At 35.3% G+C, this 12,769-nt stretch carries 12 protein-coding genes; 4 read left to right on the top strand and 8 right to left on the bottom strand.

Annotated elements, in window-relative coordinates; translation table 11 throughout:
* Positions 1 to 2: 2 nt before the first annotated feature.
* Genes CSC80_RS14350 through CSC80_RS14335 form a run of 4 tightly spaced genes read right to left on the bottom strand, consistent with a single transcriptional unit; the run spans position 3 to position 5,903 of the window.
* Positions 3 to 1,433: a glycosyltransferase gene (locus tag CSC80_RS14350; RefSeq protein WP_058102674.1), complete on the bottom strand. Its 1,431-nt coding sequence runs from the start codon at positions 1,431 to 1,433 to the stop codon at positions 3 to 5.
* Entirely contained in the window at positions 1,426 to 3,762 is a 2,337-nt protein-coding gene (locus tag CSC80_RS14345) for a HEAT repeat domain-containing protein (protein WP_099192696.1), read from the bottom strand. Before CSC80_RS14345 ends, CSC80_RS14350 begins: the two co-directional genes overlap by 8 nt.
* A 16-nt stretch (positions 3,763 to 3,778) precedes the next feature.
* Positions 3,779 to 4,144, bottom strand: a complete 366-nt coding sequence (locus CSC80_RS14340) for a response regulator transcription factor (protein WP_099192695.1) — start codon at positions 4,142 to 4,144, stop codon at positions 3,779 to 3,781.
* A gap of 1 nt (position 4,145) precedes the next feature.
* The gene (locus CSC80_RS14335; RefSeq protein WP_099192694.1) at positions 4,146 to 5,903 is read right to left on the bottom strand and encodes a sensor histidine kinase; all 1,758 of its coding nucleotides are present in this window, start codon (positions 5,901 to 5,903) and stop codon (positions 4,146 to 4,148) included.
* Between the two features lie 143 nt (positions 5,904 to 6,046).
* Here CSC80_RS14335 and CSC80_RS14330 point away from each other — a divergent pair, with 143 nt between their 5' ends.
* Complete coding sequence (locus tag CSC80_RS14330; protein ID WP_099192692.1) at positions 6,047 to 7,336, top strand: dipeptidase; 1,290 nt, start codon at positions 6,047 to 6,049, stop codon at positions 7,334 to 7,336.
* Here CSC80_RS14330 and CSC80_RS14325 read toward each other — a convergent pair.
* The gene (locus CSC80_RS14325) at positions 7,333 to 7,737 is read right to left on the bottom strand and encodes a hotdog domain-containing protein (RefSeq protein ID WP_058102669.1); all 405 of its coding nucleotides are present in this window, start codon (positions 7,735 to 7,737) and stop codon (positions 7,333 to 7,335) included. The two genes, CSC80_RS14330 and CSC80_RS14325, sit on opposite strands and share 4 nt — an antisense overlap.
* A 276-nt stretch (positions 7,738 to 8,013) precedes the next feature.
* Here CSC80_RS14325 and CSC80_RS14320 point away from each other — a divergent pair, with 276 nt between their 5' ends.
* Positions 8,014 to 8,421 (top strand): hypothetical protein, encoded by a 408-nt coding sequence (locus tag CSC80_RS14320; RefSeq protein WP_058102668.1) that lies wholly within the window; start codon positions 8,014 to 8,016, stop codon positions 8,419 to 8,421.
* Here the strand turns inward: CSC80_RS14320 and CSC80_RS14315 are convergent.
* Positions 8,404 to 9,090 carry a DUF2461 domain-containing protein gene (locus CSC80_RS14315; RefSeq protein ID WP_099193365.1) on the bottom strand — a complete coding sequence of 229 codons (687 nt, stop codon included), beginning with the start codon at positions 9,088 to 9,090 and terminating at the stop codon, positions 8,404 to 8,406. The genes CSC80_RS14320 and CSC80_RS14315 overlap by 18 nt on opposite strands.
* Positions 9,091 to 9,184: 94 nt before the next feature.
* On the opposite strand from CSC80_RS14315, the gene epsC reads away from it, so the two are divergent.
* Both epsC and cysM read left to right on the top strand, forming a co-directional pair.
* Positions 9,185 to 9,976: a serine O-acetyltransferase EpsC gene (epsC, locus tag CSC80_RS14310; protein ID WP_099192690.1), complete on the top strand. Its 792-nt coding sequence runs from the start codon at positions 9,185 to 9,187 to the stop codon at positions 9,974 to 9,976.
* The gene (cysM, locus tag CSC80_RS14305) at positions 9,969 to 10,853 is read left to right on the top strand and encodes a cysteine synthase CysM (RefSeq protein ID WP_058102666.1); all 885 of its coding nucleotides are present in this window, start codon (positions 9,969 to 9,971) and stop codon (positions 10,851 to 10,853) included. Before epsC ends, cysM begins: the two co-directional genes overlap by 8 nt.
* A gap of 69 nt (positions 10,854 to 10,922) precedes the next feature.
* On the opposite strand, the gene CSC80_RS14300 is transcribed toward cysM, so the two are convergent.
* Both CSC80_RS14300 and corA read right to left on the bottom strand, forming a co-directional pair.
* Positions 10,923 to 11,465, bottom strand: coding sequence for a hypothetical protein (locus tag CSC80_RS14300; RefSeq protein WP_143751758.1), 543 nt, complete (start codon positions 11,463 to 11,465; stop codon positions 10,923 to 10,925).
* 192 nt (positions 11,466 to 11,657) lie between these two features.
* Positions 11,658 to 12,752 carry a magnesium/cobalt transporter CorA gene (gene corA / locus CSC80_RS14295; protein WP_099192688.1) on the bottom strand — a complete coding sequence of 365 codons (1,095 nt, stop codon included), beginning with the start codon at positions 12,750 to 12,752 and terminating at the stop codon, positions 11,658 to 11,660.
* Positions 12,753 to 12,769 lie beyond the last annotated feature (17 nt).

The following is a 12,769-nucleotide window of genomic DNA, read 5'->3' as shown; positions in this document are numbered from 1 at the left end:
TATTATGTTGCTTTTGCAAAACCTTTTCTAACTTGGGATCCCCAGCCAGATTTAATCTTAAATAATTTTTTATAATTGCCCCTGACCGCAGCATATACCACAATTGGGTGAAAAATGAAAGGTTCTAAAATGGCCAGCCCCATGAGAATAAGAATATCTTTTGTTTTTCTATATTGGTTATAGGAATACACATCCCAAAGAATGGCGTAAAAGGAAATCATGATCGAAAACAGAAAAATGGCCAACGTAATCATGAAAAAGAATTCCCAATTTAAAATACCCAAATAGGCAAAAAGGATAATGGTGAAAAAACCAAAAAACTCCAATAATGGAGAAAGCCACTCATAAAAAAACCAGTACGGATAGCTTAACAATCCCAATCTACCATACTTTGAATTGAACAACATATCCTTATGCTTGAACAACGTTTCTAAATTGCCCCTGGCCCAACGATCTCTTTGGTTCACAAGAATGTTGAGATCTTCTGGAACTTCTGTCCAGCACAGAGGATCGGGAATATACTCTATTGTATACGGTTCCCTTCTATCATGCATGTAACGGCGCATTTTAAAGACGATTTCCATATCCTCACCAACCGTATCCGTATCATAACCGCCAACAGCCAAAGCAATTTCACGTTCAAAAAAACCAAATGCACCAGAAATAATAAGTAAACTATCAATTCTACCCCAGGCCATTCTTCCTAGAATAAAAGATCGTGTGTATTCCAATAATTGGAATCTTGCCAGCCAATTACTGGGTAATCTTATCTCCTCTAACTGTCCGCCTTGAATAATACATGAATTTGCCACACGTATAACACCACCAACAGCTATGACCCTTTTCTTGGAACGTTGAAAGAATGATTTTACCACATGCAATAAGGCATCTGGCTGTAAAAGGCAATCAACATCTATACAACCTACGTATTTGCTCGTAGAAAGTGCTACACCGGTATTAAGGGCATCAGACTTGCCACCGTTCATTTTATCTACAACGGTCAGCTTTTCAAAAGCCCTATTCTTAGATTTATATATTCCACGAACCGGTTTTGATTTCCAGTCGGGATCCATTTCTACATCGATTTTTTCAAGGTCGTAAGAATCTATTAATTTCTGTAACGTATCATCTTTACTACCATCATTAACAACCATTACATCATAGTTGACATATTGTAATGATAACAAGGATCGTATATTCTCTACAATGGTAAGTCCCTCATTATAAGCAGGTGCTATAATGGTAATTGTTGGCGCCAAAGGAGATGCCATAATTTTTGAAATATCGGTGAAGCTGTTCTTATTTCTATAATGCAATGAATTTCTTGTAGAGAAATACGCCATTAAGGAAAATAGAATAAAGAGTATTAACGTAAATACAAAGAATACAAAATTGATGTATTCCAAAACAACACCAAATAATTCACTATCCATTTTTCTTATTATATAAAGAGTTGGACATGGAACATAATTGGTCAAATAAGGTAGAACCGCTTTCTTTGTGTGCTACGTTGTTTTTTGCTTTCTCTGTTATTTCCAGTTCAAAATTAACATCGAAAATGGAGTTTTTTACACCTTCTAACTGCTCTTCTTTGGGCAATGCTAAGCGGATTTTGATCGCATTCAGTGCTTCATTTGCCTCTTTGGACAAATCATTAGAAGTAGAGTCTATAATACTGTTTAGTAATCGGAATTCTTTTTCATCGCCCACAATTTTAATTTCATGAATCAACATAAGTTTGGTTTCATGATCTGCTTGGTGATAAATATCGGTAAACACGCTCATAGCCAAATTACTGTCCTCGCTTAACAGATCATTTGGTCGTGGGGATTGATAGGAGAATTTTTCAATAAGCTCATTAGCTCTTTCAATAACCAATTCAGAATTATTTTCCTCAATAATATCATACAATAAACCTAGTTCACGGCAATCTCCGAGTTCAGAAATGTTTTCTAAAATCACCATGGTCTCCAATTCTTCTTCAGGCATAAAATTGGCCGAAAAATTTACGGTACCGTTCTTTATTTCTAAAATAGGTTCAATTGCAGCGTCTTCTAAGTTGTTTTTGTCGTTTTCCGATATGATCGATGTCCAATCAATACTCATTTCTTCATCGAAATCTTCTTCATTGTCTGAAGTTTCAGTGACCTTATCCACTTGGTTTAACGCTTCGTTTTCTAAAACGAACATAGGTTCCAAAGCATCGGGCTCCTCAAGGGCAACATCTTCTTGAGTAACAACATCATCTATCACCAACGGTAAAAAATTAAACGTAAAATCTTCGTTTTCAATCTCTAAAACTGTGTCCTTCGTCTCTTCATCATCTAATTCAGTTACGTCATCATTTATAACACTTACATTAGCTTGATCTTCACCCATAACATGAGGCAAGAAAGAAAGATCCAATTCACTTATTTGCTCCTCAACTTCTGGTTTTGACATTGGTTGTTCGGTAACGCTCGTTGTAGGTTCTGTAGAAATCTCTTTAGATGCCTCTACCGCTGTATTTTCTATAATTTCATTTTCTATAACCGGTAAATCTTCTTCCCCTTCTATTTCAGCTTCAATTGAATCAGTATTCTCAATAACTTCTTCTGTTTCTATGGACGAAGAAGGTTCTATTAGTGATTCAAGTATCTCATCTTCAATTACTTCTTCTGCCGCTTCAAACTCTGGCTCATAAAAATCTACTTGAGAAATATTTTTTGTAGGCAATACACTTTCAGGATTGATCTTGTTCAAAGTGCCGATAACTTTGCCCTTAATATTGAAATGACGTTCTGTAGCTTTTAACTTTTCTAGAAAGGGCACCTCTGAAGCCGACCCCAATTCACCTATGGCATCTAATATTGCAATTTTTATATCATGGCTGGCCTTAGGATACACCATAATTAATGTGGGTAAGGCGCTAATAAAATGAAACTCTTTAATGCACTCTATTGCCTCTGCCTGTATTTCTTTCTTTTTATGTTTTAACAGTGTTATGATTGACTGTTCAGCATCGTTTTGACTATAATATTTTATAAGTCGTAAAGAGAACAACACTACATGTGTATTGGTAGAGGTTAACCAAAGCCCAAATTGTGGTGGTGTGTAATTTGGTTTGTGCCTAAGTACATCTAACAATTTTAACTGTTGCCATTCTGCAATTTTATATTTTGTATTGTCAAGAAAGTATTTAATACCTTCTTCTTTTAGGTTGACCACGGCAATTTCTGCCTGTTTACGTACTGTACTTTGTCTATGGTTAATGAATTTAATGATCAAGCCATAGGCTTCATCCACTTCCATGGTCGTCAGTTCCAAAATTCCGCTTGAAACCACTTGCCACTTGCTACTGCCCAATTTTTCATAAGCATCATGATGCAGCCCTAAATCTTTGTATAAATGGATTAAAACATCTTGGGATTGTCCAGATAGGTCTTTGCGCAAATCAAGTAAAACTTCGGTCAATACATGTCTATCGAATTTATTCTTGATCAATTCCCTTATCTGTACTTTTAAATTTAGATAGTTCATTTTTTCCTCTTTAGAATTAGAATCATCATAGAATAAAAATTCATTGATCATAGGGGAAAATTCTACCTTCTTTTCTTTGGTACGCTTGTTATTGGCAGTAATGTTATTTCTGATTAGAAATACCCCAACAAAGTAAATTACCGATAACACCAAAAACAATATGGTGAGCCACCAGAGATATTCTAAATTGAATTCTGGGGCTGTAATCAGCGAAATTTTTATTTGTCTTGGGGGAATTAACAAATGTTATTATTTAAAATTATTTATTTATCTCTCTAGCTATGCGTACTAATAATTCTGTTGGACTAACTGGTTTTGTAATAAAATCATTTGCTCCTAATTCAAAAGCGGTAAGAACGTTCTGTTCATTGCCTGCTGATGAAATAATGATGATAGGCGTTTTTGATTTAAGGTCGTTTCTGACATAATCTATAAGCTCAATACCTGAAAAATAAGGCATCATAATATCGCTCACGATAATATCGGGCATATCATTTTTTAGATATTCCTTCACCTCTTTTCCATTGACGGAATGATGAACCGCATAACCGCCTTTTTTTAGCCTAAAATTTAAAAGCGAGGCCAACAGTTGATCATCATCTGCCAAGAGTACACGTTTACCCATATTATTTTTTGTTTAGGGCCTTTAAATCCATATCTAAATTCTCCTCTAACAAAGGATAATCGGTTAAGAATAGTTCATATAACTCTTTTACCTTTTCAGGTTGATGTGCTTTACAGCTTGCCTCTAAGTCTACGATAAGCTTTCTCATACCATCAGCTTTAACCATGGCAAAACCAGCCTTTAATTTATGTGCGGATAACGCTATCTCTTTTAAATTTTCGGTTTTTAAATGAATTTTTACGTTACCTATAAATTCTATGGCGTTTAATTTGAACAACTTCACCAGTTCATTTAGCATATCTATCTCTCCAAAACACTCTTTTAAAAGATGGTTAAGGTCTACAACAGTTGTTTCTTTAGGTTCTATCATTGGCTTTTGAAGTAATGCAGAATACTCTGCTTGTTCAAGTTTAATATTCTTATTGTCTAGTATGGTCTTCATTAATTGTTCTAATGTGTACGGTTTCAGTAAAAAATCATTTATGCCAATTGCCTTACAGTCTTTACTGTCCTGCTCAGTGAAATCTGCACTAAATGCAACTATAGGAATAGTATTCACCTTGGTATTGCTGTGCTCTCTAATGATTTTAGACACTTCAAAGCCGTTTTGTCCGGGCATTTTAAGATCCATTAAAATGAGGTCTATTTCTTTGGATTCTAAAGTTTTCAATGATTTTGGCAAGCTTAAATTGGAATATACCTTACAGCCCCATTTGGTCAGCTGCTCTACAATTAAGCGCTGATTCATTTGGTTGTCTTCAAAAACCATAATTTTGGTTCCTGCCAACACCTTTTTACCTTCTAATGTGCTGTCATTATTGGTGTTTTTGCTGGTATGGACATTATTGCCTAAAGGATAAGGAACTCTAAAAGTTACCGTTGTACCGCTATCTACAGTACTATCTATTTCAATATTGCCCTGTAGTTTTTCAATAATCTCTTTTGTAATCGTTAAACCAAGTCCCGTACCACCATATTTACTAGAGGTATCATTTTCAGCTTGAGTGTAGCTATTGAAAATAGTCTTTATTTTCTCCTGAGAAATACCAATACCGGTATCTGCCACGGAAAATTCAAGTTCACAACCATCATTGAAAGTCTTAGATGCTAAAACTTCTAACTTAATAAAGCCCTTATGCACAAACTTTACCGAGTTCCCTAAAAGGTTAAGTAGCACCTGAGATAGTTTAGAAGGATCTCCTTTAATTATCTTAGGTACGTTTTCGTCAATTTCTACCAACAACTTTATATCACGATCAACAATTAAGGTTTCGCACAAGAACATAACATCATTCAACAAGCTATGCAGATTGAAATCTACAGACTCGAAATTGGTATTGCCTGAAGATATTTTAGAATAATCCAGCACCTCATTGATCAACTTCAAAAGTGTATTGGAGGCAAATTGTATAGCATCCACTTTTTTGTGTTGGCTTTTGGTCAAATTTTCTTCGTTCAGCAAATTTGTAAACCCAATGATGCTGTTTAAAGGTGTTCTGATCTCATGGCTTATATGAGCAATAAATTGGTTTTGAGCGCTCTCTTGCTCTCTCATATCACCAGCCTTGGTTTCTTCCACCATAGGGAAAGTAGTATTGGGAGAATAAATATGATTTTCTAAACTAGATCTAAACGTGTCAAAAGAGTTTTTTAACACCTTAGCTTCATTGGCATTTAGCTCCTCAAAAGAAAATTCACTTACTGTTTTTTCCAGTTGTGCTAATTGACCAAGTAAATCCTTAGTTTTTGAAATTGCCATAAATAGGTTTTCTTTAATTAGTTTGGGTTGTAACTTATAATTCCCTAAAAATGCGCTATAACCATTATGCAGACAATAAAATGTTCTCTAAGGCTGGTTATTTGTTGTGAATACACTTAAATTGTAGGTCATAAACCAACCCTATGAAACAGTTTATCTATTTAATTTGCGTTTTATCTATAGTATCCTGCGCAGAAAAAAAGGAGAAAAAAGAAGAAACCACGCTTGAAAAAGCCCAACGTATTCATGAAGAAGTCATTACTATTGATACCCATAATGACATCAACATCAAAAACTTCACAGACAGTGTAAATTACAGCCAGAGGCTAGATACCCAAATCAATTTACCTAAGATGGAAGAAGGCGGTTTGGATGTTACTTGGCTTATTGTTTACACAGGTCAAGATACACTTACAGATGAAGGTTATGCCAAGGCCAAAGAAAATGCCATGTCAAAATTTGAGGCTATCCATAAATTGTGCGAAGAAATTGCACCGGATCAAATTGAATTGGCATTAAATTCTGCAGATGTAAAAAGAATTGTAGAAAGTGGTAAAAAGGTTGCCATGATCGGTGTTGAAAATGCATACCCGATCGGACTAGATATGGACCAATTTAAGGTTTACAATGATTTGGGCGCACGTTATATTTCATTGGCCCATAATGGTCATAGTCAGTTTTCTGACTCCAATACAGGTGAAGCTGATGATGAATGGTTGCATAATGGTTTAAGTGATTTGGGGAAAGAGGCCGTTGCCGAAATGAACAGGTTAGGTATAATGATAGATGTATCTCACCCATCAAAAGAAGCTATAAAGCAAATGATTTCATTGTCAAAAGCTCCTATAATAGCCTCGCATTCATCGGCAAGAGCCTTATGTGGACATAGCAGAAATTTAGATGACGAGCAATTGCTTATGATGAAAGAAAATGGTGGTGTAGTACAAACGGTTGCCTTTAGTTCATATCTAAATACGGAAAAGCATGAAGCAAGGGCAGCATTCATGAAATCAATTTACCAGCAAGTAGCAGATTCTTTGGATATAGCTTGGTATGAGCGTTCTCAATTTTCCAGTTTATCCGATGTTGAAAAGGAGGCATTCATGGACAACTACCCTAAGGTTTTAAAAATAGGCAAAGATATTGCAGAAACTAAAAGCGATGCACCAGAAGCGGTAAATGTCAGTGATTTCGTAGACCATATAGATTATATGGTAAAATTAATAGGAATTGACCATGTGGGTATTAGCTCTGACTTTGATGGCGGCGGTGGAATTGAAGGCTGGAACGATGCTTCTGAAACCTTCAACGTAACCCTAGAACTTGTAAATAGAGGCTATACCCAAGAAGAAATAGAAAAATTATGGGGAGGAAACCTTATGCGAGTACTTGATGACGTACAGCGAATAGCTAAAGAATTGGGTGAAAGTTAATCAACTTCACCCAATGCCGCTAAGCGATCTTTTACAAACTCTATTTTGGTCTTACCATGTGGTGTAGGTTTTCCGTTTTCACCTAGGTTGACCATAATAATATTATCTACGGTAACAATAGTTTCATGATTCATCTTATTACGTACCTCGCAGTTTAAGGTCAATGATGTTTTACCGAACTTTACCACCTCTATACCTATTTCAATAACGTCACCTTTAACGGCAGCGCTCATGAAATTGATTTCTGACATATACTTGGTAACCACTTTACCGTTTTCCAATTGAATAATGGCGTAAAGGGCTGCTTCTTCATCTATCCAAGCTAATAATCTACCACCAAATAAAGTGCCGTTAGAATTTAAATCGCCTGGTTTAACTAATTTTCTTGTATGAAATCTCATAGTCTATTTTTTAGCAAAATTTACACTGCAAAGTTAGTTGTTAATTTAGTAAAACTACAATTTGACCCATTTTAGAGGTACGATTTATCAATTGTAAATAGAGAGCAATTAATAAGTTTCATATTAATAATTGTTGCTTGACAGAATTATGATAAACAAAATTTTAGGGGTACTTATTTAATACTGTGGTTATTGTTCATAAGAGGTTAAAAACTTATTATACCCCTTGTATATGGATTTTATCTTATACGTACCTTTAAGTAAAATCTATAAATAATGGACAGGACACAGAAATTGCAGTCAATTCGACCTTTAATTCCATCTGCCAGAATAGTACCAAATATGAGTGATGATGAACGATTTCAAAATCTTACATTACGCCCCATATTAAAATTACAGAATGATTTATTCCTAGCCTCTTTTCAGAATTATATCAAGAAAATGAAAAATACGTTTTACGAGCTAAAACTTGAAAAACGTTTGGACTATGTTACCAAGGCCATTCAAAAAGACATTAAGTTTAGAAATTCTTTAAAAGGTATGATCATTGGTCAATTTACGGTCGATGAATATGAAATTTATATTCAAAACTCATCTGCCTTGAACAAGCGAATGATGAATATGGTGATTAAAAGAATACAGGATCAAATTCAATATTTTGAAAAGTTAGAGCTCGTCCAATAGTGATTCCCCATTTAAATTGGTGGTCAATATACTGCTCATAAGGTCAAAATATGGTCTTATAGTCTTAAACGCTTGGTCTATTTGCTTGGCAAAATCGTCTGACAGTACCTCTGCATCGGTAAAGCTTTTGGTAAAAATGAATTGTTTTTTACGAATAAATGCAATGTTAGGGTCTTCTTTATCAAATCCCTTAGGTGCTGTCTTAAGCTCATCACCTACCAATGGACCCCATATGTTTTTAAACGAATTGTCTTCGATAATGGCGACCAATTCAGAAATATCTAACGCCCACTCCTTTCTTATGCGTAAAAGGTCATTCTTCTCTGGTGCCCAAAAACCGGTAGCTATAAAACTATTGCCCGGCGCAACTTGCACATAGTAGCCACCACGCCTATGCTTACCAGCTCTAGCAAATGAGGCAGAAAAATGCGTTTTATAAGGAGTCTTGTTCTTGGAAAAACGAACATCCCTATAAATTCTAAATATTTTTAATTTTTCAATTTCATCGTGGGCATTCAATAATTGTAGTACATGATTAAAAAAGCTTTTTACCTGTTCTTGTTCTTTTTGAAAGGTGGGTTTATGTTCCGTAAACCACTCTCTATTATTGTTTTCTTTAAGTGCATTTAAATATTGTAAAGTGCTTTTTGTAATATTCGTTTCTAACATACGACCTAACTCTTGTGATTTTAAGCTAAAGTTAACCATTAGATGAGAAGTACTTTTAGTTATTTGGTTAATTTTGATGAACTAATGCAAACTCATGGACCATCGATCTATTATCGAAAAGATTAATACTCACAAGAAGCAACCAAACTTAAGATTTCGATTAAAAAGAAATACTGAAAAGTTTACCGACTTACTTTTTTATACCCTGTTCGATATTGAAACACCGGTAGCGGACAGCTTGGGTGAATTGGAGAAACAATTTGATGAACTAGTTGATCTAGCATGCTGGGAAAGTGAAAAACCCTGTAAAAAGGTTTGGGAGAACTATGTTGAAAAATTACCCTTAGTGTTAGAAAGTTTAAATTTAGACGCAGAGGCTACCGTTAATTGTGACCCTGCTTCATTATCCATTGAAGAGGTGTACATGGCATATCCTGGCTTCTATGCCATATCCGTATATAGGTTGGCACACGAACTGTATAAAACAGGATTTCCATTGGTACCAAGATTAATGACGGAATATGCCCATAGACAAACCGGCGTAGATATTAATCCTGGTGCGCAAATAGGAAAGTCGTTCCATATAGATCACGGCACAGGTGTGGTCATAGGTGAAACTGCAATAATTAAGAACGATGTTAAAATATACCAAGGGGTTACCTTGGGCGGTCTTTTTGTGGCTAAAAATTTACAGAAGACCAAACGGCATCCAACAATAGAAAATAATGTCACCATATATGCCAATGCCACTATTTTAGGCGGAGATACCATAATAGGTGCCAACAGTATTATTGGTGGTAACGCATGGATAACGGCGTCTGTACCCGCACATTCCACTGTTTTCCACACCCCAGAAATTAAAATAAAAACAATACCCCATGTCTAATTCTTTATTATCGCTCATTGGTAATACGCCTTTGGTAAAATCAAGGGTTTTAAATACCAACCCTAACGTATCCGTGTATTTTAAGATGGAGGGTCATAATCCTGGTGGAAGCGTTAAGGACCGTGCCGCGTATAACATGATCAAAACAGGTTATGATAATGGTGATTTTACGGCAAATGATAAGCTGATCGAAGCTACTAGCGGTAACACCGGTATTGCCTTGGCTATGATCGCCGGAGTATACGGATTGGATATAGAATTGGTAATGCCCGAGAATTCTACGAAAGAACGTGTGCAGACCATGAGAGCTTATGGCGCAAAAGTGACCCTAACTTCTTCTGATGTAGGTATTGAAGGTGCTCGCGATTATGCTGAAAATAAAGTAGCCAATGAAGGTTATAAAATGATGAACCAATTTGGCAATCCAGATAACTGGAAAGCACATTATAAAACAACGGGACCTGAAATTTGGAACGATACCCAAGGTAAAATTACCCACTTTGTTTCCGCTATGGGTACAACGGGTACCATCATGGGAACTTCTACGTACTTAAAAGAACAAAATAAGGATATACAAATTGTAGGAGTACAACCAAGTGATAACGCCAGCATACCTGGTATTAGAAAATGGCCTACGGAATATTTACCTAAGATCTTTGATGCTAAAAAGGTAGATCGTATTATGGAGGTCAATGAGATAGAAGCCAAGGAAATGGCAAGAAAATTAGCCAGGGAAGAAGGTATTTTTTCTGGGATGAGTAGTGGTGGCGCAGCTACCGTTGCCCTAAGATTAGCTCAAGAAATAGAAGAAGGTATTATTGTATCTATCGTTTGTGATCGTGGTGATCGGTATTTATCATCTAGCCTTTTTGATTAGTTAAACAATAAAGATTGATATAAAAAAGAGCCGCATTTGCGGCTCTTTTCTATTCATTGTTATAGTGAATTACTCTTCTAACATAGCAGTTTCATTGGGTCTACTATATTCTTCCACCAAAAATTCTAAATTTTCACCGTGTTCGTTGGTAAAAATATAAGTGGTTTTATCGTTCATCATTTTTTTGCTTTTCAAATTGATGTTCTCTACGATTTTTAAATTGTCACCCTCATTCATAGCTACCACCAATTCATTGTTCTTTGAAACCAAAACAAAATCTTCAGGAGTTTTAGCTTCATAACTGAACACTATTTTTTCATCGAAAGCATCGTCTTCGTCATTATCTATTTGAACTGTTTTAATAATTGTGGCTACACTGTCCACTACCCTATCCTGATCTATTTTGCCCTCATCTTCTTTAGCACTTTCAACAGTGTTCAATCGTTTTGTGGTAATCTCTACTGAATTTTTAACCAACTTTTTTCCGTTGTTTACAGTATAAGATTTAGATATTTTAGTATCTAAAACTTCTTGATTCTTCTCTTGCGCCATTAGCGTTCCTGTCATTAAAAGGATTCCCGCTATAGACATATAAATATTCTTAGTTTTCATATATACATATTAAATGTTACTACTACATTTTGATCACTTTTAAAAAAATGTCAAAACCTTATTTGTCCAATACATTGAACAAGGGCAAGATATATGAAACGCTAAGCTACCAATGACCCATAAGCATATTTCTTTAATGGAATACGTATGCTATAGGTAATTCAGTACTTTAAAAAGGCAATAGACGCAGGTTTATAACCACTTCTTCTTTTTAAAATAGAACATCATACCTATAAATAGAAGTATCATTACGATCCAAACAACGTAATAACCATACTTATAATGCAGTTCTGGCATATGGTCAAAGTTCATTCCGTAGATACCGGCAATAAAAGTCAATGGTATAAATATCGAGGCCATAATGGTCAATACTTTCATTACCTCGTTCATTTTATTACTCATATTACTCATGTACATTTCCATTAAACTCATAGACATTTCTCTATAAATCTGTAAACTTTCGTTTATTTCAATGGCATGGTCCAATACGTCTCGTAAAAACAATTTCGTATCCTTCGTAATCAACGGATTTTCAGAATCTATAAGTCGGCTTATTAGCTCCTTTACCGGAAAGATCCATCTTCTGATCTTTAGCACTTCCTTTTTAAGTAGTTGAATGTTCTTTGCTACCACCGGTTCTGGATTAGAATATACTTCTTCCTCTAGAATTTCAATTCTGTTGTTCAGGTTTTCAATAGCTAAAAAATAATTATCCACAATAGCATCTAAAAGTGCAAAAAACAGGTAATCTGCACCTCTGGTCCTAATGCGCCCTAACTTACCGGTTATACGATCTCTTAGCCCGTTAAACACATCAGCTTTAACCTCTTGAAATACCAATACGGTATTCTCCAATAAGACCAAGGCAATATGTTCCCCTACAATTTCTTCTTCCTCAGAAATATATAACATTCTAAATATGCCAAAAATATAGTCGTCATATTCATCTACTTTGGGTCGTTGTTCGGTATTTACGATATCTTCTAACACCAAAGGGTTTAGGTTAAAATGCTTACCTAATTTTTCAATAAAGGGCTCATCAGATATACCAACTACATTGATCCAAGAAGTTTGATCTGTTCTTTTTTCCGCAAAAAATGCTTCTAAATCCGTAAACTCTTTGGTTTCATAACCATCGGCATTATAAGTAGTACTATAAATAACACTATCTCCACGCTCCTTATCTCCCATGTAACTTATAGTCCCCGGAGCTTTCCCTAGCTTATTCTGCTGGCGCGATTTTTTCTTTTTTCGCTTTGGGAAGTTGAGCTTTTTATTTGTGGCCATATATAGTATTTTTTATA

Source organism: Maribacter sp. 6B07 (assembly GCF_002700155.1).
In the GTDB taxonomy this organism is placed as follows: Bacteria; Bacteroidota; Bacteroidia; order Flavobacteriales; family Flavobacteriaceae; genus Maribacter; species Maribacter dokdonensis.
This window is presented reverse-complemented; position numbering and strand designations above follow the sequence as displayed.